We start from the raw sequence: 23,453 nt of genomic DNA, 5'->3' as shown, positions 1-23,453 counted from the left end.
GGAGTAGTAACAGCATTAAGTAACGACAACCATTCACTGTAGATACGCCAACGTACTTACTCCGTGGCCCGTTAAAAGGGTCAGAGTAATTTTCGGCAAAACCCCGCCGAAAAAAAACTCCGACCCCATTTAACTACTGTCCCATTTAACTACTATCCCATTTAACTACCGCTCCATTTAACTACTGCGCTCATTTAGCCACTGCCCCCCTTTTTACTGCGTGACACTGTATCTGAATTTGACCGCAAGACCCGGAGTGCGGCACCTCAGCACGATACCTAAACTGGAACCCGTCAACATCCCCTCTCCGGAGAACTCATGAATACCTCGCACAACACAAGCACCACAAAACTCCATCTGCGCCAATCCGATGCAACAGTAACGGACACGATCGAATACGCCATCGGCAACAACCCACTAGGAAATTTCCTGGTTGCCCAAACCACCCACGGCATCTGCGCCATCCTGTTCGGCGATGATCAGAAAACCATGGAAGCAGAACTGAAGCAACACTTCCCGCAAGCCAAACTCGCCGACAACACCGACACCCTTGGCGCATTACTAGAACAAGTCAACACCCTGATCGACTCGCCCCAACAAGGCATCGATCAAAAGCTAGACCTCGGCGGCACCGCATTCCAACAGCAAGTATGGCAAGCCCTGCTCACCATCCCCGCAGGCAGCACCGCCAGCTACACCGACATCGCCAAGCGCCTGGGCCAACCCGACGCCGTGCGCGCAGTAGCCGGTGCCTGCGCCGCCAACATCCTCGCGCTCGCGATCCCCTGCCACCGCGTGATCAAACTCGACGGCACGCTGTCCGGCTATCGCTGGGGCGTAGAACGCAAGCGGACACTACTGCAACGCGAGGCGCAGGCATGAACGCGCGAACGCATATGCAGCTTGCCGCAACAATCGAGGAACGCTTGCAGAATATCGTCTGGCCTGATGTGCAAGAAAACCTGGACAGCTACGGCAGTGCGATACTGCCCAGGCTGCTCACTCCGGATGAATGCGACACGCTGACGGCCATGTATCCGCGCAACGACATCTTCCGCAGCCGGGTCGTGATGGAACGCCACGGCTTCGGTCGCGGCGAATACAAATACTTCAGCTACCCGCTGCCAGATCTGATCGGCGACTTGCGCAGCGCGTTCTATCCGCGCCTGGCGCCGCTCGCCAACCGCTGGCACGACATGATGAATATCGCTACCCGCTTCCCGCCACAGCACGCCGATTTCATCGCCCGCTGCCACGCCGCCGGCCAATTGCGACCGACGCCATTGCTGCTGCAGTACGGCGTCGGCGACTACAACTGCCTGCACCAGGACCTGTACGGCGAACACGTTTTCCCGCTGCAGGTGGCGATCCTGCTATCTGAACCAGGCCGCGATTTCAGCGGTGGCGAATTCGTGATGACCGAGCAGCGGCCACGCATGCAATCGCGTCCCGAAGTGTTGCCGCTGACGCAGGGCGACGCGCTGGTGTTCGCGGTCCATCATCGTCCAGTGCAAGGCCAACGCGGCACTTATAGGGTAAATTTACGGCATGGCGTCAGCCGCATCCGATCCGGGGCGCGGCACACGCTAGGCGTGATTTTCCACGATGCCCAATGAAGAGTACTGCATGAACCTGGATTTGTTCGATACGCTGGAGCCAAGCGACAATCGTCAGCAGCAGCTGGCGCAAGATGCATTCGTATTGCGCGGCTTCGCCATTCCGTATGTGCCTGAACTGCTGCCGGCGCTGGCAGCCATCCAGCAAGCCGCACCGTTCCGGCATCTGGTGACACCCGGCGGCTTGCGCATGTCGGTGGCACTTACCAATTGCGGCCGGCTCGGCTGGACCAGCGACCGCCACGGCTATCGCTATACCGCAACCGATCCCGACAGCGGCCGCCCGTGGCCAGCCATGCCGGCGGTGTTCCTGCGCCTGGCGCAAGCGGCAGCGGCACAAGCCGGCTTTGACGCATTCATGCCCGATGCCTGCCTGGTGAATCGCTATGAACCCGGCACCAAACTGTCGCTGCATCAGGACAAGGATGAGCAGGACTACAACGCGCCCATCGTTTCTGTCTCGCTCGGCATCCCCGCACTGTTCCAGTTCGGCGGCCATGCGCGCAGCGACAAGACAGAGCGCGTACCGCTGTTCCACGGCGACGTGGTGGTGTGGGCGGCGTCGACCGGCTGCGCTACCACGGCGTGCTGCCACTGAAGGAAGGCCAGCATCCGCTGCTGGGCCGGCAACGCATCAATTTCACATTTCGCAAGGCAGGTTAAATGCCTACATCAAGCAAGATCGCCGCGGATATTTCCGCAAAATCCTATCGCTGCGCCGAAGCTTTCCTGTCCGCACTGGACAACGACTGGGCGCGCCATATCGCCAACATCGGCCCTTGCCGCCACACCGCCAAGCCGGAGCGCGAACCGTATCAGGCGTTAGTGCGCGCGATCGCCTACCAGCAGTTGCACGCGCGCGCCGGCGACGCCATCCTGGCTCGCATGCTGGCGCTCTATGCCGATGCCGATTTCCCCAGCCCGCAGCAATTACTGGATACCGAAGTCGCCACCTTGCGCACCTGCGGTTTCTCGGCCACCAAGATCGCCACCATCCACGGCATTGCGCAAGCTGCGCTGGATGGCATCGTTCCATTACGCGCCACTGCACTAAAAATGTACGATGCGGAACTCATCGAACGATTGGTGACGCTGCGCGGCGTCGGTCGCTGGACTGTGGAAATGCTGCTGATCTATACCCTGGAGCGTTCCGACATCCTGCCTGCCGACGACTTTGGCGTGCGCGAAGGCTATCGCCGCCTGAAACAACTAGAGCAGGCGCCAACCAGGAAGCAGATGGAACAAATCGGCCTGGCCTGGAGCCCCTACCGCACTGTGGCGGCCTGGTATTTGTGGCGTATGCCGAAAGAGCAAGTGCAGTGAAAGCAACGACAAACCGGGTATGATCGAAAATGATCGGAATTTGAAAGCAAGAGCCGGAGTGTCAACCGCAGCAAGCCGCAGTAAGGTGGATACCAAGATAACCATTGGAAGCAGATATGCGAACGCTGACGCAACACCAGCAAACCGACAAGCAAGCGGCGCAAAGCGATCCGCGCTGGGCCATGGTGCAGGCGCGCGATCCGGCTGCGGACAAGCTATTCGTATATGCGGTCAAGACCACCGGCGTGTACTGCCGGCCAAGCAGCCCGACGCGCCTGCCGCGTCCGGAAAATGTCGAATTCTTCGATACCCCGGCGGCAGCGGAAGCCGCCGGCTATCGGGCCAGCAAACGTGCGGCCGACCAGACCTCGATCGCCGCCCAGCATGCCACGCTCGTCGCCAAGGCCTGCCGTCACATCGAAAGCGCTGAGGAGTTGCCCAGCCTGGAAATGCTGGCGGCCGAAGCCGGCCTGAGCCTGTACCATTTCCATCGCGTATTCAAGGCCGTCGCCGGACTGACGCCGAAAGGCTACGCCGACGCCCATCGTGCAAAAAAAATCCGCGCCGGCCTCGACCGCAATCATTCGGTGACCGAAGCCATCTACGACGCCGGCTTCAATTCCAACAGCAGGTTCTATGAAGCTTCAGGCAAGGTACTGGGGATGACGCCGAGCGATTACCGCGCCGGCGGCGCCAACACCGAGATCCGCTTTGCGATTGGCGAATGTTCACTGGGCGCGATCCTGGTGGCGCAAAGCGAACGCGGCGTGTGCGCCATCCTGCTGGGCGAAGATCCGGACAAACTGGCGCATGACCTGCAGGATAAATTCCCGCGCGCCAGTCTGATCGGAGGCGACCGCCATTTCGAGCAATTGGTGGCGCAAGTGGTCGGCTTCATCGAAGCGCCGGCGCTGGGTCTGGACCTGCCGCTGGATGTGCGCGGCACTGCGTTCCAGGAGCGCGTGTGGCAGGCGCTGCGCGAAATTCCTATCGGCAGTACGGCAAGCTATGCGGAAATCGCCGCCCGCATCGGCGCGCCCAAAGCGGTACGCGCGGTTGCCCAGGCTTGCGGCGCAAATTCGCTGGCAGTGGCAATTCCCTGCCACCGCGTGGTGCGCAGCGATGGCGCGCTCTCAGGCTACCGCTGGGGAGTGGAACGCAAGCGCGCCCTGCTGGAACGCGAAAGCCAGGATTGACGCGGATGTGGAAACTTATCGGTCCCGATGGCAAAAGCTACGATAGCAAGAAGATCGGCAGCCTTGGCGGTCATCGTCGTGGACGGATATACGGCCGCCTCGATTGCCGCGCGGCGCTGCAAGCTATTGCGCGTGGCGGCTATGTGGCGAACCGAGTGTTTTTTCTGAACGAAGAAGATGCGCGCAGCGCCGGCTACCGGCCCTGCGCGGTGTGCTTGCCAGAGGCCTATGTGCGCTGGAAAGCCACTAATAAATCAGCGTGACGGCTGCTGTGACAATGGCGGCGCGATCATGTGGATGTGCGAGATGCCGTCTTCGTCATACAACTCGCCGACCGGTTCGAAACCGAAGCTCCCGTAAAAGCGCTGCAGATGCGCCTGGGCGCCGATCTTGATGGCGTTACCGGGAAACAGCGCAGCGGTTTGCGCCATGGCCTGCTGCATCAGTTCGTAACCAGCTCTTTTGCCACGCAGTTCAGGTGCCGTCACCACACGACCGATCGATGGATACTCAAACGCTTTACCAGGCGGCACGATGCGCGCATACGCGCCCAGCTCACCATTCGGCAAATAGCCGAGGCCATGCCAGGAGTCCACATCAATGCCATCGGCATCCTGAAATACGCAGGTTTGCTCCAACACGAAAACGCGCTGCCGCAATTGCATTGCCTGGTACAACTGCAAGGTATTCAATTCCTGGAATGACAGCCACTGCCACGCCATCTGCTGTTTTTCAACCAATGCTTCCACCGTCATCTTAAGCCGTACCTCCAACAGTCACGCCATCGATGCGCAAAGTCGGCTGGCCGACGCCGACCGGTACGCTCTGGCCCTCCTTGCCGCAGACGCCGACACCTGGATCGAGTTTCATGTCGTTGCCGATCATCGAAACCCGGTTCAGCACGTCAGGGCCATTGCCGATCAGGGTTGCACCCTTGACCGGATAAGTGACCTTGCCGTTTTCGATCATGTAGGCCTCGCTCGCCGAGAACACGAACTTGCCGTTGGTGATATCGACCTGGCCGCCGCCGAAATTCACCGCATACAAACCGTTCTTGACCGATGCCAGGATTTCCGCCGGGTCCTTGTCGCCGGCCAGCATGTAGGTGTTGGTCATGCGCGGCATCGGCAGGTGGGCGAACGATTCGCGGCGTGCATTGCCGGTCACCGGCATCTTCATCAAACGCGCGTTCATCGTGTCCTGAATGTAGCCTTTCAGGATGCCGTCTTCAATCAGTGTAGTGCACTGGCTCAGATTGCCTTCATCGTCGATATTCAGCGAACCGCGCCGATCGGCAATGGTGCCATCGTCGACCACGGTCACGCCCTTGGCGGCAACCCGTTCGCCGATACGGCCGGAGAATGTGCTGGATCCCTTGCGGTTGAAGTCGCCTTCGAGGCCATGGCCGATCGCTTCGTGCAACAGGATGCCGGGCCAGCCCGGTCCGAGCACCACGGTCATCGGACCTGCCGGCGCGGGACGCGCATCCAGGTTGACCAATGCAGAAGCAACCGCATCGGCGGCATATTGCTCCAGCAAGGCATCGCTGAAATAGTTGTAGCTGTAACGTCCACCACCGCCGCTGCTGCCGGTTTCGCGACGACCATTCTGTTCCGCAATGACGGTCACCGACAGGCGCACCAGCGGCCGGATATCGGCGGCGATGACACCGTCGCTGCGCGCCACCAGCACCACATCGTATTCTGCAGCCAGGCCGGCCATGACTTGCACCACACGTGGATCCTTGGCCCGCGCCATGCGCTCGACGCGCTCCAGCAGTTTGACCTTCTCGGTCGCATCCAGCGACACCAACGGATCATGCGGCATGTACAACGAGCGACCACCGCTCTGTTGCATGCCGGCGGCGATCTTGATCTTGCCGGCGCCTTGACGAGCGATGGTGCGCGTCGCCAGCGCCGCATCGTGCAATGCGCGCTCGGAGATTTCATCGGAATACGAGAATGCAGTCTTGTCGCCGGAGATGGCGCGCACGCCGACGCCCTGGTCGATCGAGAAGCTGCCGGTCTTGACGATGCCCTCTTCCAGGCTCCAGCCTTCGCTCTTGGTGAACTGGAAGTACAGGTCGGCATAATCGACCTTGTGCGTGAACATGGTCCCGAGCGCTTTCAGCAGGCTCGATTCGTCCAGGCCGAAAGGGGTCAACAGGATATCGCGAGCAATGGCTAAGGTGCCCAGGTTTGGTTCAAATGGCTTCATGGTAATTCGGCTTTGCAAATGGAGTAATGCGGATTGTAGAGCATCCGCCCGGGTATCGTGTAGCGGCGGCGGCATGGGCCGGGCCAAGGAGTTGCGCTGCATCAATCGGAAAATGTTAAAACAATTATCTGCAGCAATATTAAAACATGCTTGACTGTCAATGGCCGGCTATAGTTTGCGATGCTGCAACGCCGGCAAACTATCCCGCACTCCCTTAATGAAATGGGGATCAATCACACCGCTGACAAGCCCTTCGCCTTCAGCCAGCACCGATTTAATTTCACCCCAAGGGTCGATCAGCATGCTGTGGCCCCAGGTGCGACGGCCATTCGGATGCTTGCCGCCCTGCGCCGCCGCCAGCACATAGCACTGATTTTCGATGGCGCGGGCGCGCAGCAATGTTTCCCAATGGGCATTGCCGGTAATGTAAGTAAATGCGGCTGGCACCACGATCAGCGCGCAATCGCCCATTGCCCGGTACAGTTCGGGAAAGCGCAGATCGTAGCAGACCGACAAGCCGACCTTGCCGAACGGCGCCTCGAAACTCCCGATTTCCTTGCCGTAGGCAATGGTGCGCGCCTCGTCGTAGGATTCTTCACCCTTGGTAAAGCTGAATAAATGGATCTTGTCGTAACGGCTGACACGTTGGCCATCCGGACCGTAGACCAGGGTGGTGTTGAGCACTTTACCGGCCTCACCGGCCACCATCGGCAAGGTGCCGCCGATCAGCCATATCTTCTGCTCTGCGGCCAACTCCGCCATGAAAGCCTGTATCTTGCCCTCATCGAGGGTTTCTGCGACGGCCAGCTTGTCGGTTTCCTTCATGCCCATGATCGGCCAGTATTCCGGCAGCAAGACCAGTTGCGCGCCTTGCTCCGCCGCTTGCGACACCAGACGCCGCGCCGTCTTCAAATTTTCATCGATCACCGGCGTCGATACCATCTGGATGGCGGCGATCCCGAAACCGACCGAACTGCCTTGCTGCGATGTGGTTTGACTCATGCTTGCGGACTCCTGCGCTGGGAAAATAAAGCATTCAACAACGATGGCCTGGGGCCGGTTATCAGGCTCAAGCCAACGTTGTATACCTCGACAGCATATCAGCGTCCGGAGGACAGGTCTGAATTGCTGGCCGGTGCTTCGCTCTTGTGATCCAGCTTGGTCACGACCGGATCGGCCCAGCCACCGCTGATATTATATTCAAAGGTGAATGCCTTCATCAGCGGATCACGCAGGAACAGCTGCGCCAGGAAAGTCCCGATGCCGACCACCGGATTGATTGCCAGCGCCACCACGGAAGCGGTGCCGGCATTGATTTCCGGCAGCACCGCCACATGCAGGTCCTGGGTTTCGCGAGCGATGTCGGCAACGCCATCGATCAATACGGTGGCGCTGACGCCACGCATCTTGAAATTGTCGGTGTGCGCCTTGCCCTGCGCAATCGTGGCAGTGCCGACCACGCTATCGAAGGCGAAGCCTTCGGAGAAGATATCGCGGAAATCCAGCGTCAGACGGCGCGGCAGCGATTGCAGGCTCAGCACGCCCAGCAATTTGGCGGCGCCCGGATCGACTTTCAGGAATTGTCCGGATGCCATGTCCAGGCTCACCTGGCCGGTCAACGATGGAATATCCATCGTGAACGGCAAACCCTTCCAGCTGACATCACCGTCCATACGTCCCTTGGCGCCGCGCAGCACATGCACAAACCCAAAGCGATCCAGCAATTTTCCGGCGTCGACGATATCCAACGCATAGGTCAGGTTCGTGCTGTTGTCGTTGTTGACGGTGGTCCATTTGCCGGCCGCCTTCAATTCGGCGTCCGGATTCTTGATCGACAATTTGTGGATCCGCCATTCGCTGCCGACATTGGCGCGAACATTATTCGCCGTCAGTTCAAGCTGTCCCAGCTTCTTGCCCAGCAGCTGGAAATCGTCGGCAATGATATCCAGGCCGGGAATCTGGGTGGAAGCGCCTTTCCCTTCCAGTACGTCGCCGACATCCGACTCACCGCCCTGCGGAATGATCAGCGACGACAGCCGCGCAGTCACCTTGCCGAGGCCATGCCCCGATGGCGATTCGCTCCAGGTCACATAACCGGACGCTTGCTTCGAATCGATATTCACTTGCCATTGATTCTTCTGATGGGAAGCGCCGAGCACCACGTTATCTAATGTCTTGCCCAACAACACCAATTGGTTGGCGCGCACCGACACCACGTTCGGCTCAGCATATTGCGCCAGTCCCGCCAATGGCGATTCTTCGGTGCCTTTGCCCGCGCTGCCGTCGTTGATGGAACCGGTCAGATTGTTCCAAGCATCTACATTCAAGATCTTGGCGTTCAGATTGATCGCCAGTCCGCTTTCCGGCTCCGGTGCGGATGCGTTGATGCCGATGCCGCCGCGCAGCAGCTTCCAGTCTGCGGGCTTGATGGCTGCCACGCCGCTTCCTCCACCATTTTCCGGCGATATTTTAGTGAGTGCCTTCTGCCGCTGATAACGCGCAACGATCGTCGAGCCGAGCGCCAGACGCAGTTCGTCGCGCGCAATCGATGCATCGTCGGATGCAACGCCAACCCATTCAAACTTGAGCGGCATCGCCTCACTTGCACTCTTGCGCAGCGGTTCCGGAAAATCCAGTCCGATTCCCTGCAAACTGGAGTCGATCAGTAATTCCGCGTGGTGGTCGCGCACGGTAACCGTCGCACTGTAACGGCTACTACCGCTGGCACGCGCCAGCAGCTTTTGCATCGCCGGATTCGGGTAATCGCTGCGCAAGCCATCGATCGCTGCCGTGCCTTCAATCTTGATCACAGTCTGGTGATCGGCCTGCGTACCGCCACTGGCCTGCACCGGACCGCCCAGCATGATTCCCCTGATGCCGTTCAGATTGAAACCTTTTTCATTGAACTCAAGCTTGCCGCTGGCATTGGCAATCGGAGGAATGGCCTTTTGCAGCAGCACGTCGTTATTCATGAATTGCAGTACGCCGGTGACTTTGCTATCCGCCCCATGTGTCAGAGGCAATTGCAGATTCAACTGCAGCTTGGCGTCGCCCTTGCCCTGGGATTCGCTGGTGAAACCGTCAATCCAGTGCGCGACCGGACTATTATTGGTGAATTGCACGAAATTCTGCAACGCGCCGGCAGCGCTGCCATCAATCAGCAGCATCTCATCGTGCGATGACAGATCGGGTACGGTCGCTGTTACATTGCTCAAGGCAACCGACGAAGTCTGGGCACTGTCGGCCTTGATCTGCAAACGGCTACCTTCCAGCGCAATGGTGCCGTTGATCTTTTCCAGCAACGGCCACAGCGGTTGCCTGCCGTCCTGCCCGAAATGGCCCGGCTCGTATTCCAACGTACCGTTCTCTATTTTGCCGTTGACGCTGAATTCACCCTTCGGCTTGGCGTTGGCCTGCTCGGTCCGGAACGGGAAATCGGCCAGGTCGCCCTTGACGCGGATCACCACATCCTTGGCTTTGCCATCCTTGAGTGCGCCAACCAGCCAGTCGCGCAAATGCTCGGGAGTATGGATCGGCAGGTAAGTGCCGATTTTTTTCAGATCGAATTCGCTGATCTTGCCGGTCATGTCCATCACGCCCAGCGCCACGCCGTGACGATCTGCCAATGGCAACAAATGGCTGCCAGATAGCGAACCCACCAGACCGTCCTGGATGAAATTCATGCTATCGATCTGCAGCAGCACGTTCTTGTCCTGAAAATGCCAGCGTGCCTGCAGGTTGAGCTTGTCGAACGGCAGCACCGGCGTACTGAAATAACCCGGCAAATCCAGCTGCATCTTTTCCGACATCAGGCTCAAGACACCGCCGTCCTGGTTAGCATTGATGCTGCCGGTCAGGTTGTCGACACCAGGAATGCCTGGCACCGCCGCTTGCGCCGGCTGGGTGGCGGTCTTCGGCTTGGCTTCGCGCGGCGGCTGGGCGTTGATGGTAAGGCCATCGAACTGGCCCTTGGCGCTGTAAGAAACGATCGCCGGATAAGCGCCCTGCCATTCGGCGGCAAAATCGCGCAGCTGGCCACGCGGCGCAAAGTCGTCGACCATCTTGATTTGAGCAGTTGTCAACGGCAGCCGCTGGGCAAAGCTGGCCATGGTCTGCAAATCCAGCTGCTTGGCCTGCAGGCTGTATTTTTCCGGTTGCTTGCCCTTGGCCGGCAAATACGATTCACTGATGGTGGTGCGCGGCAAGCTCAGTCCATCGGCAGTTTTCAGCGAAAAATTGGTAAGCGTCAATGTATGGCCGTTGCCGCCAAAGGTCGGCTTGCCATCCGCCGGTATTGCTCCCAGTTCCTCCTGGGCGGAAATGCGGCCGCTGATATTCTCCAGCTGCAACGGTTGCAAATCGCTGCGCAGGCGCATCGACAAATCGGTTAATTGCAGGTCGGCGGTGAAATCGCGCACCCTGGATTGATCCAGATCCAGCCAGGCTCGTACAGCGCCCTTGCCCTGGTTCAGTTCCAGTGGGTAGTCGACGTAATCCTTCCACGCGGTCAGGTCGGCATCGCGCAGATCGGCGTACAAGGTGCCCTTCCAGCGAGTGACGTCAGAGATCTTGTGGGCGAACGGCGGATGGACGAAATTGGCCCGTACATCCACCGGCCCGGCAAACGATGCCGGCGGTGTTGCCCGCAGCGACAATTGATGACGGCGCCAGCGATTCTGCAGCACCAGGTCAATATTGGTCAGCGTCAATTCGGGCGCCTTGCGCAGATCGTCGCGCCAGTGCAGGCGTCCATCGCGAATGACAATCCGATGCTGCGCCAGCAGCCATTCGGAACCAGAACGATCATTCTGCTCTTTTGAGTTGATCAGAATTCCGGCAATGAACAGTTGGCCCTCTGCATCGCGTTGAATCTCCAGGTCGGGCTTGTCTATTTCCAGCGATGCCAGTCGGACACTGCCTACCAGCAGCGAGCGCCATGACACCGTGGTCGCCACCTGCGGCAAAGTCAGCGCCGCCTGGCCATTTTTGTTATGGATAATGACGTTGCCCAGCGTCAGGTGTGGCTGCAAGCCATGCCATGAAGCCGCGATGCTGCCAATCGAAATCGGATTGCCGATTTCCTTGCTCACTACTTGTTCAATCTCGGTCTTGTAATGGCCGACATTCGGCAGCACCACGTAACGCAAACCCAGGAACAATCCGCAAAACAGGAAATACGCGACGATCAACAGCTTCAGCACTGCGCCGACAAGATGGTGCGTCGCCAGGTTGATGTGGTTATAGGTGACAATCCAGGCACGCCAGCAAAGGGCAAGTCGCGTAGTCGGCGGCAGAGATTTTGGTTGTTCTTCCAACATCAATCAGATTCGGTAAAATTAATCATTGTGAAGCAGAGTTCAAGTGTCGCCGGGCAAGCCCTGTGGCGAATTACACTGCCCCCAACTGACTAGAGATAGAAACTCAAGGTAGAATAAATCGGCTGCATCTGATCGATTTCAGGGCGGCAAGCTGTCAAATTCCGGGGTAAGCTCCAAATCAGGAAACCTTGGGGTTCGACAGGCCACAAGCCCATATGTTCGCATGGATCGACGTACTCGTAGCTAAAAAACCAACAGACGGTCGCCGCTCCGCTGATTTCCGATCAATTTTCCCTCATTTACTCGCCCAATCCGTGACTCCATCGCTCATCAGCAGTACCGCCGCCTCCCGCTATTACCAGCGCTGGGTAAATGCCGAAGCCGGTCGCGCCGCGCAGGTTGCAGAACTGGCCGCTCCACTGACAAGATTAACCTTCGGGCCAACGCAGTTCAGCCGCCTGTTACAAAATGAAACAGATTCCGGCATGCCGTTACCGCGCGCCATGCGCAGGCTGCGCAATCTGCTGGTATGCACGCTGATCGAGCGCGATCTGGGCGGCCGCGCCGATCTCGACGAAGTGGTCAGCGCCATCACATCGTTTGCCGAATTCGCGGTGCAGACCCATCTGGCAGCACTGACCGCCGATCTGGAAGCGCTGCACGGCACGCCTTACGGCGAGGAATCCGGCCAGCCGCAAGAGTTGATCGTCCTGGGCATGGGCAAGCTGGGCGGTTGCGAACTCAACGTTTCGTCCGACATCGATCTGATCTTCGCCTACCCCGAAGACGGCGACACCCGTACAGCAAACGATGAGCAACGCTCACTGTCGAACCAGGAGTTTTTTACGCGGCTCGGCAAGAAACTGATCGGCGCATTGTCGGAAATCACCGAAGACGGTTTCACGTTCCGGGTCGACATGGCGCTGCGGCCGAACGGCGCGTCGGGGCCACTGGTGGCCAACTTCAACATGGTCGAAACCTACCTCGTGACGCAGGGCCGTGAATGGGAGCGTTACGCCTGGTGCAAGGCCCGCGCTCTGACTGGCCGCGCCGACGACATTGCCACGTTAGAAAGCATTAGCCGCCCGTTCGTGTTTCGCCGCTACCTGGATTTCGGCTCGATCGATGCGATGCGTTCGATGCACGCGCAAATCCGCACCGAAGTAAAGCGGCTGGAAGCACTGCATCCGGAGCGTAGCAACAACGTCAAGCTGGGACGCGGCGGCATCCGCGAAATCGAATTCCTGGCACAGGTGTTCCAGCTGATCCGCGGCGGCCGCGACACTGGCCTGCGCGACCGCTCCACTCGGGCTACGCTCCGCACCCTGGCTTGCAAGAATCTGCTCGATGCCGAAGTGGTCGACAAGTTACTGCAGGCCTATGATTTCCTCCGCAACCTGGAGCATCGGCTGCAATACCTGGACGACGCGCAAACCCATACCTTCCCGACTAATCCGGCCGATTGCCTGATCATCGCGCAAGCCATGGGGTTTGCCGACGTGCCTTCGCTGATGCAGGTGCTGGACCGGCATCGGGCGCTGGTCGATGCCCAGTTCGACGACATATTCAAGGACAAGCAGAGTGGTCGCACCGGCCAGCAGGACTGGAGCGAAGAAGACAATGTGCTACACACACTGAGCGACACCGACAATCGCGAAACGATTGCCATCGTGCTCACCCATTGCGGCTTCTCCGATGCCTCTGCGGCGGCGCAGCGGCTGGTCACGACCTGGCAATCGACGCGCGTGCAAAACCTGCCGCTGACCAGCCGCACCCGATTGCTGGCGCTAGTCAATGCGGCGCTGCCGGTCATCGCTGCGATCCCAGAACCGGAGCGGCATCTGCCAACCCTGAGCCGCTTGCTCGATTTCCTCGAAGCGATCGCGCGCCGTGCCGCCTATCTGGCGCTACTGACTGAATATCCCGCCACCCTGCACCGCGTGATCCGTATGATCAGTGCCAGCGGCTGGGCCGCTCAGTACCTGACCCAGCACCCAATCCTGCTGGATGAACTGCTCGATCCGCGTAGCCTGAATGCCGCTCCCGACTGGCCTGAATTCGCATTGGAATGCCGGCGTCAGCTGGAGAGCGCCCCAGGCGACACCGAACGGCAGATGGACCTGTTGCGTGAAATGCACCATGCCAGCAATTCCGGCTGCTGGCGCAAGACCTGGAAGGCGTACTGAGCGTCGAGGCGCTGGCCGACCACTTGTCGATCCTGGCCGACATTCTGGTCGCCGCCACGGTGCAGGCGATCTGGAACATGATGCCGGGCCGTCATCGCGACACGCCACGCTTCACAGTCATCGCCTATGGCAAGCTCGGCGGCAAGGAACTCGGCTACGTATCCGATCTCGATGTGGTGTTCCTATATGAAGACGACGACCAGGACGGTCCGGCGCTCTACGCCAAGCTGGCGCAACGTTTCATTACCTGGATGACCAGCCATACCTCGGCAGGCATCCTGTTCGACATCGACATCGCCCTGCGTCCCGACGGCGCCAGTGGCCTGCTGGTGTCGTCGTTTGCCAAGTTCGAGAAATACCAACGCGAATCGGCGTGGTTGTGGGAACATCAGGCACTAACCCGGGCCCGCTTTTGCGCAGGCGATGCCGCCATCGGCGAACGTTTCGAAACCTTGCGCGAGGAAGTGCTGCGGCAAGAACGCGATCCCGTCGTGCTGCAACGCGAAGTGCAGGAGATGCGGCAAAAGATGCGCGATGCCCATCCCAACCGCAGCGATCGCTTCGACCTCAAGCATGACGCCGGTGGCATGATCGATATCGAATTCATCGTGCAGTACCTGATCCTGCGTCACGCCGCGGCGTACCCGCAGCTGACGGCCGACATCGGCAATATCGCCTTGTTGAAACTGTGTGGAGAATTGGGGCTGATCGATGCGGCTCTATCGGTGGAAGTCGCGGATGCCTATCGGACCTTCCGCAAGCTGCAGCATCAGATCCGCTTGCAGGGTGAAGAGCGGGCTCGCGTCGCTGCGACGCGTATCGCACACGAGATCGCTGTGGTGAAGCAGTTATGGGTTGGTATTTTTAACTAGAGTTGCGAGTCGTTAACTGCCGCCCAGGAAAAATAGCAGGGCTGCGCCAAGCGCGCGGCCCCTGCGCTTGTTTTCCGGCACCGCGCCCTTCTCTTCCAACGGTTCGTGCAACGTCTTATCGTCTTCCTCCAGCATCAGCTGACCCGTCGCCAGATCCGCCAGGATACGCCGCGCGGCGGCGGCATATTCAGAGGCTACCTGCAGCCGCGCGCCGCCGGTCGCTACCGCAATCAGGAAATGTAGCTGATGGATGCCGCCATCGACGATAAACGCCGGTATCCGCTCGGACTCCAACAGCGCTTGCATCACCGCCAATTCTGACGGCACAGTCGAACGGGCAATCGTCTCGAAATCGCCTGGATTGCTAGAGTATCCGGTGTTTGCCATATTCGCTCCCCAATCGAGTTGCTTCAATAGTAACAGTTTTTAGAAAACCGCCGCTCGTTCGACAAACCGCGGAATCAATAAAAAAACGCCCCGACAAGCAGAGCGTTTTTTGGCGTGGCAAAGACAGCTTACTTGGCCGTCATCAATGCAATCGTGGTATCCAGCATGCGGTTCGAGAAACCCCACTCGTTGTCGTACCAGCTCGACACCTTGACCAGGCGACCCGAAACTTTGGTCAGCGTGGAGTCGAAGTTCGACGATGCAGGGTTGTGGTTGAAATCGACCGATACCAACGGCTCGACGTTGTAAGTCAGGATGCCCTTCAGAGCGCCGGCTTCCGACGCTTCTTTCATGATGGCGTTGACTTCTTCGACAGTGGTGTCGCGCGCAGCAACGAACGACAGATCGACCAGCGAAACGTTGATGGTCGGCACGCGGATCGCGAAACCATCCAGCTTACCGTTCAGCTCTGGCAGCACCAGGCCGACAGCGGCGGCGGCGCCGGTCTTGGCAGGAATCATGCTCATGGTGGCGGAACGGGCGCGGCGCAGGTCTTCGTGATAAACGTCAGTCAGCACCTGGTCGTTGGTGTAGGAGTGAACGGTAGTCATCAGGCCGTTCAGCACGCCGATCTTGTCGTTCAGCGGCTTGACCAGCGGCGCCAGGCAGTTGGTGGTGCAGGATGCGTTGGAGATCACTGTGTCGCTGGACTTCAGCACGCCGTGGTTGACGCCGAACACGACAGTCGCGTCAACGTCCTTGCCGCCTGGTGCCGAGATGATGACTTTCTTGGCGCCGCCCTTGATGTGGGCGCTGGCCTTTTCCTTGGTGGTGAAGAAGCCGGTGCATTCCAGCACGACGTCAACGCCCAATTCGCCCCATGGCAGTTCTGCCGGATTGCGCTGTGCCAATACCTTGATACGGTCACCATTGACCACGATCGAATCGCCATCAACTGTCACGGTGCCAGGGAACTTGCCGTGGGCAGTATCGTACTGGGTCAGGTGGGCGTTGGTTTTTGGATCGCCGAGGTCGTTGATGGCAACGATCTCGATGTCATGCTTTTGCCGCCTTCGTAATGGGCGCGAAGGATGTTGCGGCCGATGCGGCCATAGCCATTGATGGCGACGCGAATAGTCATGGTTTTCTCCTAAGGTATTAACATTAACAATAAACTTGTGCTGCAATCAACGCCATTCAATCCGGCTTCAATTTACTCTGATAGTACGCCAGCCGTAGCCGGCTTCTTGCAAATCCAGGCCATCCCAGCTGAACGGCTGTTCGGCCAGCAGCTCTGCCCCCAGCATCTCGTAAAACTGCCGCGCCGGACGATTCTCAGCCAACACCCAGACCAGCATGTTGTTAGCGCCGGCGGCGGCCAATGCTGCCGCCACATGCGCCACCAGCTTGCGGCCGATGCCGGCGCGTTGCACCGACGGTTCCAGATAGATCGCTGTCAGCTCGGAATCGAAACCGAGCTTGGCTTCCTTGAGCGTCATGCCGGCTGCAAAACCCAGCACTTCGCCATCCACTTCGGCCACGAATACGTTAGCCGCATTCGAGGTCGCACCCAGGATACGGCTCCAGATGGCGGTGCTGTCTTCGATCTTCATGCCATCCAGATAGTCATCCGGAATGATGCCACGGTATGTAGCGCGCCAGCTGTCGATGCGCACCGCCGCGATCACTCCCGCATCGGCGACGGTGGCGCGACGGATGACGACATCACCAACGATGTTGGTGATGTCCATCTTGCCGATAGCCCGTGCTGCTCTCAGATTCATGCCAGTACCAGTTTGGTCTTGGCCACGACGTTTTCAACAGTGAAGCCGAAATGCTTGAACAGCACTGGAGCCGGAGCCGATTCGCCGAAGGTATCGATACCGACCACGGCGCCTTCCAGGCCCACATACTTGTGCCAGAAAGCAGTCACGCCGGCTTCGATCGCCACACGTGGCAAGCCGCGTTGCAGCACGCTCGCCTTGTAGGATGCTTCCTGGCGATCGAACACGTCGGCGCAAGGCATCGACACCACGCGTACCGCGATGCCTTCTTTTTCCAGCGCCGCTGCCGATTGCATCGCCAGTTCGACTTCGGAACCGGTGGCGATCAGGATCGCCTTGGCATCAGGTGCATCCTTGAGGATGTAAGCGCCGCGCTGGATGTTGGCGATCTGTTCCGCATCGCGCTCCTGATACTGCAAGTTCTGACGCGAGAAAATCAGTGTGCTTGGACCATGCTGACGCAACACGGCCTGTTGCCACGCCACTGCCGATTCAACTGTGTCGCATGGACGCCAGTTGTCCAGTTGCGGGATCAAGCGCAGGCTCGATACGTGCTCCACCGATTGGTGGGTCGGACCATCTTCGCCCAGGCCGATCGAGTCATGGGTGAACACGAAGATCGAACGGATCTTCATCAGTGCCGCCATGCGCAGGGCATTGCGGCTGTAGTCGGAGAAAGTCAGGAAAGTCGCGCCGAACGGGATGTAGCCGCCATGCAGGGCGATACCGTTCATCATTGCGCTCATGCCGAACTCGCGCACGCCATAGTTGATGTGATTGCCCGGCTGGTCAGCGCGCACGGCGACGCATTCTTTCCAGTTGGTCAGGTTGGAACCGGTCAGGTCGGCCGAACCGCCGAGGAATTCCGGCAGCACCGGCGCCAGCGCCTGGATGGCGTTCTGGCTGGCCTTGCGGGTGGCGATGGTTTCTTTCTTCTCGACGCAGGTAGCGATGTAGGCGCTCACGGTCTGCTCGAAATTGCCTGGCAACTCGCCCTTCATGCGGCGGGTGAATTCGCTGGCTTGCTGCGGGAATTCAGCAGCATAAGCAGCGAACAATGCATTCCAGTCGCCTTCGAAATGCTTGCCCTGCGCCTTGGCGTCCCAGGCTTCGTAGACATCTGCCGGAATTTCAAATGGCGCGTAAGGCCAGCCCAGCGCTTCGCGCACGGCAGCGATTTCCTTGTCGCCCAGTGCCGCGCCGTGCACCTTGTCGGTGCCGGCCAGGTTTGGCGAGCCTTTGCCGATCACGGTCTTGCAGCAGATCAGGGTTGGCTTGTCGGACAGCTTGGCTTGATGGATGGCGGCGCTGACAGCTTCCACATTGTGACCGTCGACGGCGCGGATCACGTTCCAGCCGTAGGCTTCGAAGCGTTTCGGGGTATCGTCCTTGAACCAGCCTTCTACGTGGCCGTCGATCGAGATACCGTTATCATCGTACAGCGCGATCAGTTTCGACAGGCGCAATGTGCCGGCCAGCGAGCAGGCTTCGTGCGAAATGCCTTCCATCAGGCAGCCGTCGCCGACGAACGTGTAAGTGTAATGGTCAACGATCGGGAAATTGCCGCGGTTGAATTCCGCTGCCAGCAAACGTTCCGCCAGCGCCATGCCGACCGCATTGGTCAGGCCCTGGCCCAGCGGACCGGTCGTGGTTTCGATTCCCGGCGTGACATCAACTTCCGGATGACCCGGAGTCTTCGAATGCATTTGACGGAAATTGCGGATCTCGTCCATCGACAGATCGTAGCCGGTCAGGTGCAGCAACGCATATTGCAGCATCGAACCATGACCATTTGACAAGACGAAGCGATCACGGTTGAACCAGTGCGGATTAGCCGGATTGTGACGGTAATGCTTGGCCCACAGGGCAACTGCGATTTCCGCCATACCCATCGGCATGCCGGGATGGCCGGAATTGGCTTTTTGTACTGCGTCCATTGCCAGTGCGCGAATTGCGTTGGCCATCTTGGTGGTTGGGAGTGTGGATGTCATGGTGTGGGCGGGTAGGCAATGGTTGTGAATTGGTCGGAGGCGAATCCGCAACCGCGCCTGACAGTGTCAGCACCGGTTATCAGAACAGCCACAAAGGCCGATATTTTACCAAAATGCGCTCGTCCCCGGGTCAAATCCGCACATCTTATGCACAATGGGACAGTAAAATGCTGCCGCGCCACATAAGACCGCAATGAATGGCGAATGCAGCAGAAATTGATATTTTTTGCAATTTCCGCATCAGATTCGCTCCCTTGGACCATCATTCATCCATTTCCCCATGCAAGGATTACACTTGACGGCCGATTGCCATGACTGCCGTTGCAGCACTGACTTGTTACTCGATCCCGAGCAATTGCGGCAACTGGTCGTTGCGCAAACCATAGGCGCCGGCCTCACCATCGTCGGCGAAAAATTCCATCCATTCCAGGCTGCCGATGGCAGCGCCGCCGGCGTCACCTGCGCCCTACTGCTGGCCGAATCGCATCTGGCGATCCATACCTGGCCGGAACGACGGGCGGTAACGCTCGATGTGTATGTGTGCAACTACACTGAAGACAACAGCGCCAAGGCCAGCGGTTTGCTGGACACGCTGATCGCCGCTTTCGCACCGGCGCAATGGCAAACCCATCGCCTGCAGCGCGGCGGCGACGCAAGTGGTCACACGTTGGCGCTGGAGCAGTTGACCCCACACACCGCCTACGGCACGCGACTGGCGCCGCCGCTGGTGCAAACGCAATCGCCATTCCAGCGTATAGAAATTGCCGACTCCGCCGAGTTCGGCAAAGTGATGCGGCTGGACGGTGCCTATATGACGTCGGAACGCGATGAGTTCTTCTATCACGAATGTCTGGTGCATCCGGCCGCCATCACTCACCCGCAACCGCGCCGCGCACTGATCGTCGGCGGCGGCGACGGCGGCAGCAGCGAAGAATTGCTCAAGCACCCTTCGATCGAAGAAATCACGCTGTGCGAAATCGATCCCGAGGTCATCGAACTGGCGCGCCGCCATCTGCAAAAAATCCATCGCGGCGCACTGGACGAGCCGCGCGTTCGCCACGTGGCGCAGGACGGCTTTGCCTTTGTACAGCAAGCCGCACGTGACGCCGCCGGCCCGCGCTACGACCTGATCCTGCTGGACCTGACCGATCCACAAACCGCCGACGGCAGCGCCCTTGCTGCCGACTGCTACACGCTGGAATTCCTGCAGGCCTGCAAGGCAGCGTTGGCGCCGGGTGGCGCACTGGTCATGCATCTGGGCAGCCCATTTCATCATCCGCAGCGATTCGGCCTGCTGCGCCAGCGCCTCAACGCATCTTTCCGCCATGTCGCGCCGTACACCGCGTATGTACCGCTGTATGGCGCGCTGTGGGGCATGGCCGTGGCCAGCGATTCTATCGATCCGCGTGATGTGGAGCGCAACACCGTGACCGCCCGCTTGCAAGACCGGGCTGTCGGCGAGCTTCAGTATTACAACGCTGATGTGCATCCGGCACTATTCGCACTGCCCAATTTCGTGCAGAATCTTGGCGCTCATCTTGGCACTTATCTTGGAACTTAAGCCGTTGTCGCAAATTTACGCTTTTTGTGGTTTTGATGCCTTGCACATGCCGGGCAGTTCGAAAACATAAATCGCCCGTCAGAACCAGGTTTCATCACATTCATGGAGAACCTAGTGCCAACCCGCAGTCCTCAGCATCAAACAAAAAAACGCTGGAACCAATCGCACGGCCGGGCCGCAAAAGCCACGCCGTGCCGCTGGTGCTGGCAGCGTCGGCCATGCTGGCCGGTTGCGGCCCCAAGCAGGCGCGTGATGAATACCTGAGCCAGGAAGATTGTCAGAAGGATTGGGGCCGTCCCGAACTTTGCCAAGCTGCGCCGAGCAGCGGCAACAGCACCAATTCAGGCGGAGGTGGATATGGCCACTACCGCTACTACGGCCCGAGCTACGACCTAGGAGACCGCGACAACGCACAGCGCAGCGCACGTATCGGCGGCAGAAGCTTTGGCCTGCAAAGCGGTGAAGTCAGCAATCACTCCGTAGCCCGTAGTGTGGCGCGCGGCGGTTTCGGCGGCGTCCATATCTCCGGCGGCGGCTGAGCATGATCCGCGAAAACCTGACCCCGCGACCCAACTGGCAGGCGCAGTTCGATTCACTCGGCTTCACTTACCATTCGATCGATGATTTGTACTGGGACGAGCGCTATGCCTATCGCTTCACGGCAGCGCAGATCGATGTCGTCGAGGATGTCACCGCTGAGCTGCACCAGATGGCCCTGCAGGCGGTCGAGCATGTGATCGCCCACGAAAGGCTGGAACAATTTGCGATTCCAAAACCGTTCTGGTCGCTGGTAGAGGAAAGCTGGCGCGACAAGGAGTTCTCGCTGTACGGCCGTTTCGATCTCTCCTGGGATGGAAAAAATCCTCCCAAGATGCTCGAATACAACGCCGACACGCCGACCGGCCTGGTCGAGTCGAGCGTGGCGCAATGGTATTGGCTGCAGGACGTATTCCCCAAGGCAGACCAGTTCAATTCGATCCATGAAAAGCTGATCGCACAATGGCAAACCCTGGCGACACAGCATCAAAGCAAGGGCCTGCTGCACTTTGCCTGTATCGGCGGCCATGAAGAAGATGAGGGCAATCTCGCCTATCTGCGCGATACTGCAATCCAGGCCGGCTTTGCCACCAAACAGATGGCCATCGAACATATCGGCTGGGATGAACAACATGCCGAATTCGTCGACGACTTCGACCTGAAAATCGACAACCTGTTCAAGCTCTATCCGTGGGAATGGCTATGCCGCGATGAGTTTGCCGCGCATCTGCTGGCGCGGCCGATGCGCCTGATCGAACCGGCCTGGAAGATGGTGCTCTCCAACAAGGCGATCCTGCCGGTACTGTGGGAATTGTTCCCCGGCCATCCGAACCTGCTGCCGGCATTTTTCGACGCCTGGCGTATCAGCGGCGATTTCGTCAAGAAGCCGCTGTATTCGCGCGAAGGTGAAAACATCACGATCTACGCCGGCGGCGAAGTACATCATCAACCTGGCCAATACGGCGCCGAAGGCTACATTTATCAGGCCTTTGCCGCCCAGCCGAAATTCGACGACGGCATCACGCCAGCTTATACATCGGTCGGTTCATGGGTCGTCGGCGATGCACCTGCCGGCATCGGCATTCGCGAAGATGTATCGCTGATTACCAAAGACACCAGCCGTTTCGTCCCGCATTATTTTGTTGATTAATTTTGTTACTTATTTTGTTACTTATTTTGTTACTTATTTTGTTAATTAAGTGCTGGCGACAAGCGCCTCCAACGCGCTCGCCCTTACCTTCAGGAGCTTCGATTCATGGATCTTTCAATGTTGCCCGCCGGCCTCCCCGCGTTCTTGTCTCACTTCGGATTGGCACTGGTGCTGACCGGCGCCTTTCTTCTCATTTACATTTTCATCACGCCGTACCATGAGCTGGCATTGATCCGGGCCGGCAACCACGCCGCCACCGCCAGCTTGGCCGGTGCGTTGCTGGGTTATGTCGTGGCGCTGGCTTCGGCAATTTCCAACAGCATCAACCTGATGGATATGCTGATCTGGGGCATCGTCGCACTGGTGGTCCAGCTGCTGGCCTTCGGGATCGTCCGTCTGATGTTGCCAACGCTGCTTGCCGATATCCCAGAAAACAAGATTGCATCCGGCATCTTTCTTGGTACAGTCAGTCTTGGCCTGGGCTTGTTGAGCGCAGCCTGCATGACTTATTAATCAGATGACAAGAACCACTCCGCCCCCCCCCCAATAACCCAAGGAATCGACTTACTTCATGCCGCGCTTCTACGTCTCCACTCCTCTCGAAATCGGCCAGCAGCTGGCATTGCCGGAACAGGTTGCACATCACGTGCAGGTCCTGCGCCTGCCCGCCGGCACGCCGATCACCCTGTTCAACGGTGAGGGCGGCGAATATACGGCAACCATCAGCAGCATTGAAAAAAAGCGTGTCAACGCCGAAATCAAGACCTTCTCACCGCGCGAAGTCGAGCTACCCTACGCGATCACCCTGGCGCAAGCGCTGCCGGAGTCGTCGAAACTGGACTGGATCATCGAGAAGGCGGTCGAGCTTGGCGCAGCAGCGATTCAGCCTTTGGCTGCACAGCGCTGCGTGGTGCGCCTGAATAGCGAACGGGCCGAGAAAAAACAGAGCCATTGGCAAGCCGTCATCGTCGCCGCAGCCGAGCAAAGTGGCCGTAATCGCATGCCGAACCTGGCCGCGCTGACGCCATTTAACGACTGGGTGCGACAGCAGGATTTGCACAAGCGCATCCTATTGTCCCCGCGCGGCGAGCAATCACTCTCGGATTGGGCGCGCCACCATCCGCCGCAGGCGCTGGCACTGCTGATCGGCCCGGAAGGCGGATTCACCGAAGCGGAAGAAGATACCGCCTGCGCGCATGGTGCGCTGATGCTGTCGATGGGCCCGCGCATCCTGCGTACCGAAACCGCCGGCCTGGCGGCGCTGGCGGCCATCAATGCCATCTGGGGCGAGATGTAGCCAGGCAGATGAATGACG

General features: G+C 59.0%; 17 protein-coding genes and 3 pseudogenes. 12 read left to right on the top strand and 8 right to left on the bottom strand.

Annotated features, from left to right (window positions below):
• The first annotated feature begins 318 nt into the window (after positions 1–318).
• The 6 genes and pseudogenes from CAter10_RS05480 (at position 319) to CAter10_RS05455 (ending at position 4,398) form a co-directional block, all read left to right on the top strand.
• Positions 319–882 (top strand): methylated-DNA--[protein]-cysteine S-methyltransferase, encoded by a 564-nt coding sequence (locus CAter10_RS05480; protein WP_197467190.1) that lies wholly within the window; start codon positions 319–321, stop codon positions 880–882.
• Complete coding sequence (locus tag CAter10_RS05475; RefSeq protein WP_061532619.1) at positions 879–1,616, top strand: 2OG-Fe(II) oxygenase; 738 nt, start codon at positions 879–881, stop codon at positions 1,614–1,616. The genes CAter10_RS05480 and CAter10_RS05475 overlap by 4 nt, the downstream gene beginning before the upstream one ends.
• A gap of 10 nt (positions 1,617–1,626) precedes the next feature.
• A pseudogene (alkB, locus tag CAter10_RS05470) lies at positions 1,627–2,279 on the top strand (DNA oxidative demethylase AlkB).
• Positions 2,280–2,939: a DNA-3-methyladenine glycosylase family protein gene (locus tag CAter10_RS05465; RefSeq protein WP_061532618.1), complete on the top strand. Its 660-nt coding sequence runs from the start codon at positions 2,280–2,282 to the stop codon at positions 2,937–2,939.
• Positions 2,940–3,055: 116 nt separating this feature from the next.
• Positions 3,056–4,135: a bifunctional DNA-binding transcriptional regulator/O6-methylguanine-DNA methyltransferase Ada gene (gene ada, locus CAter10_RS05460; protein ID WP_061532617.1), complete on the top strand. Its 1,080-nt coding sequence runs from the start codon at positions 3,056–3,058 to the stop codon at positions 4,133–4,135.
• Positions 4,136–4,140: 5 nt separating this feature from the next.
• On the top strand, positions 4,141–4,398 hold the full coding sequence (locus CAter10_RS05455) for an Ada metal-binding domain-containing protein (RefSeq protein WP_061532616.1): 258 nt from the start codon (positions 4,141–4,143) through the stop codon (positions 4,396–4,398).
• Here CAter10_RS05455 and CAter10_RS05450 read toward each other — a convergent pair.
• The 4 genes from CAter10_RS05450 to CAter10_RS05435 form a co-directional block, all read right to left on the bottom strand.
• On the bottom strand, positions 4,390–4,908 hold the full coding sequence (locus tag CAter10_RS05450; protein WP_231879189.1) for a GNAT family N-acetyltransferase: 519 nt from the start codon (positions 4,906–4,908) through the stop codon (positions 4,390–4,392). The two genes, CAter10_RS05455 and CAter10_RS05450, sit on opposite strands and share 9 nt — an antisense overlap.
• Positions 4,892–6,352, bottom strand: coding sequence for a metalloprotease TldD (gene tldD / locus CAter10_RS05445; RefSeq protein WP_061532615.1), 1,461 nt, complete (start codon positions 6,350–6,352; stop codon positions 4,892–4,894). The genes CAter10_RS05450 and tldD overlap by 17 nt, the downstream gene beginning before the upstream one ends.
• A gap of 168 nt (positions 6,353–6,520) precedes the next feature.
• Positions 6,521–7,354, bottom strand: coding sequence for a carbon-nitrogen hydrolase family protein (locus CAter10_RS05440; RefSeq protein ID WP_061532614.1), 834 nt, complete (start codon positions 7,352–7,354; stop codon positions 6,521–6,523).
• A 98-nt stretch (positions 7,355–7,452) separates the two neighbouring features.
• On the bottom strand, positions 7,453–11,670 hold the full coding sequence (locus tag CAter10_RS05435; protein WP_061532613.1) for a YhdP family protein: 4,218 nt from the start codon (positions 11,668–11,670) through the stop codon (positions 7,453–7,455).
• Positions 11,671–11,984: 314 nt separating this feature from the next.
• On the opposite strand from CAter10_RS05435, the pseudogene glnE reads away from it, so the two are divergent.
• Positions 11,985–14,728 (top strand): annotated as a pseudogene (gene glnE, locus CAter10_RS05430) (bifunctional [glutamate--ammonia ligase]-adenylyl-L-tyrosine phosphorylase/[glutamate--ammonia-ligase] adenylyltransferase).
• Positions 14,729–14,740: 12 nt separating this feature from the next.
• Here glnE and CAter10_RS05425 read toward each other — a convergent pair.
• From CAter10_RS05425 to tkt, 4 genes and pseudogenes are all read right to left on the bottom strand, one after another.
• The gene (locus tag CAter10_RS05425) at positions 14,741–15,115 is read right to left on the bottom strand and encodes a hypothetical protein (protein ID WP_061532612.1); all 375 of its coding nucleotides are present in this window, start codon (positions 15,113–15,115) and stop codon (positions 14,741–14,743) included.
• Between the two features lie 128 nt (positions 15,116–15,243).
• Positions 15,244–16,256 (bottom strand): annotated as a pseudogene (gap, locus tag CAter10_RS05420) (type I glyceraldehyde-3-phosphate dehydrogenase).
• A 67-nt stretch (positions 16,257–16,323) separates the two neighbouring features.
• A complete protein-coding gene (locus CAter10_RS05415) occupies positions 16,324–16,899 on the bottom strand; it encodes a GNAT family N-acetyltransferase (RefSeq protein ID WP_082797800.1) in 576 nt (191 codons plus the stop codon).
• Entirely contained in the window at positions 16,896–18,890 is a 1,995-nt protein-coding gene (gene tkt / locus CAter10_RS05410; protein WP_061532611.1) for a transketolase, read from the bottom strand. Before tkt ends, CAter10_RS05415 begins: the two co-directional genes overlap by 4 nt.
• Positions 18,891–19,170: 280 nt before the next feature.
• Here tkt and speE point away from each other — a divergent pair, with 280 nt between their 5' ends.
• The 5 genes from speE (at position 19,171) to CAter10_RS05385 (ending at position 23,435) form a co-directional block, all read left to right on the top strand.
• Entirely contained in the window at positions 19,171–20,451 is a 1,281-nt protein-coding gene (speE, locus tag CAter10_RS05405) for a polyamine aminopropyltransferase (protein WP_061532610.1), read from the top strand.
• Positions 20,452–20,642: 191 nt separating this feature from the next.
• Positions 20,643–20,990 carry a hypothetical protein gene (locus CAter10_RS05400; RefSeq protein ID WP_061532609.1) on the top strand — a complete coding sequence of 116 codons (348 nt, stop codon included), beginning with the start codon at positions 20,643–20,645 and terminating at the stop codon, positions 20,988–20,990.
• A gap of 2 nt (positions 20,991–20,992) precedes the next feature.
• A complete protein-coding gene (locus CAter10_RS05395) occupies positions 20,993–22,138 on the top strand; it encodes a glutathionylspermidine synthase family protein (protein ID WP_061532608.1) in 1,146 nt (381 codons plus the stop codon).
• A 105-nt stretch (positions 22,139–22,243) separates the two neighbouring features.
• Complete coding sequence (locus CAter10_RS05390) at positions 22,244–22,651, top strand: DUF350 domain-containing protein (RefSeq protein ID WP_061532607.1); 408 nt, start codon at positions 22,244–22,246, stop codon at positions 22,649–22,651.
• Between the two features lie 58 nt (positions 22,652–22,709).
• Positions 22,710–23,435: a 16S rRNA (uracil(1498)-N(3))-methyltransferase gene (locus tag CAter10_RS05385; protein WP_061532606.1), complete on the top strand. Its 726-nt coding sequence runs from the start codon at positions 22,710–22,712 to the stop codon at positions 23,433–23,435.
• The last annotated feature ends 18 nt before the right edge of the window (positions 23,436–23,453 follow it).

Origin of the sequence: Collimonas arenae, from assembly GCF_001584165.1 — a bacterium.
GTDB classification, from domain to species: domain Bacteria; phylum Pseudomonadota; class Gammaproteobacteria; order Burkholderiales; family Burkholderiaceae_D; genus Collimonas; species Collimonas arenae.
The sequence above is the reverse complement of the archived record's forward strand: the minus strand, read 5'-3'. Positions and strand labels throughout refer to the sequence as shown.

What these genes read in the sequence shown, in the direction of transcription:
- tkt (WP_061532611.1), bottom strand. Translation starts at nt 18,890, where the DNA reads ATGACATCCACACTCCCAACCACCAAGATGGCCAACGCAATTCGCGCA.
- CAter10_RS05440 (WP_061532614.1), bottom strand. Translation starts at nt 7,354, where the DNA reads ATGAGTCAAACCACATCGCAGCAAGGCAGTTCGGTCGGTTTCGGGATC.
- CAter10_RS05435 (WP_061532613.1), bottom strand. Translation starts at nt 11,670, where the DNA reads ATGTTGGAAGAACAACCAAAATCTCTGCCGCCGACTACGCGACTTGCC.
- CAter10_RS05390 (WP_061532607.1), top strand. Translation starts at nt 22,244, where the DNA reads ATGGATCTTTCAATGTTGCCCGCCGGCCTCCCCGCGTTCTTGTCTCAC.
- speE (WP_061532610.1), top strand. Translation starts at nt 19,171, where the DNA reads ATGCAAGGATTACACTTGACGGCCGATTGCCATGACTGCCGTTGCAGC.
- CAter10_RS05480 (WP_197467190.1), top strand. Translation starts at nt 319, where the DNA reads ATGAATACCTCGCACAACACAAGCACCACAAAACTCCATCTGCGCCAA.
- CAter10_RS05465 (WP_061532618.1), top strand. Translation starts at nt 2,280, where the DNA reads ATGCCTACATCAAGCAAGATCGCCGCGGATATTTCCGCAAAATCCTAT.
- CAter10_RS05475 (WP_061532619.1), top strand. Translation starts at nt 879, where the DNA reads ATGAACGCGCGAACGCATATGCAGCTTGCCGCAACAATCGAGGAACGC.
- CAter10_RS05455 (WP_061532616.1), top strand. Translation starts at nt 4,141, where the DNA reads ATGTGGAAACTTATCGGTCCCGATGGCAAAAGCTACGATAGCAAGAAG.
- CAter10_RS05425 (WP_061532612.1), bottom strand. Translation starts at nt 15,115, where the DNA reads ATGGCAAACACCGGATACTCTAGCAATCCAGGCGATTTCGAGACGATT.
- CAter10_RS05385 (WP_061532606.1), top strand. Translation starts at nt 22,710, where the DNA reads ATGCCGCGCTTCTACGTCTCCACTCCTCTCGAAATCGGCCAGCAGCTG.
- tldD (WP_061532615.1), bottom strand. Translation starts at nt 6,352, where the DNA reads ATGAAGCCATTTGAACCAAACCTGGGCACCTTAGCCATTGCTCGCGAT.
- CAter10_RS05415 (WP_082797800.1), bottom strand. Translation starts at nt 16,899, where the DNA reads ATGAATCTGAGAGCAGCACGGGCTATCGGCAAGATGGACATCACCAAC.
- CAter10_RS05395 (WP_061532608.1), top strand. Translation starts at nt 20,993, where the DNA reads ATGATCCGCGAAAACCTGACCCCGCGACCCAACTGGCAGGCGCAGTTC.
- ada (WP_061532617.1), top strand. Translation starts at nt 3,056, where the DNA reads ATGCGAACGCTGACGCAACACCAGCAAACCGACAAGCAAGCGGCGCAA.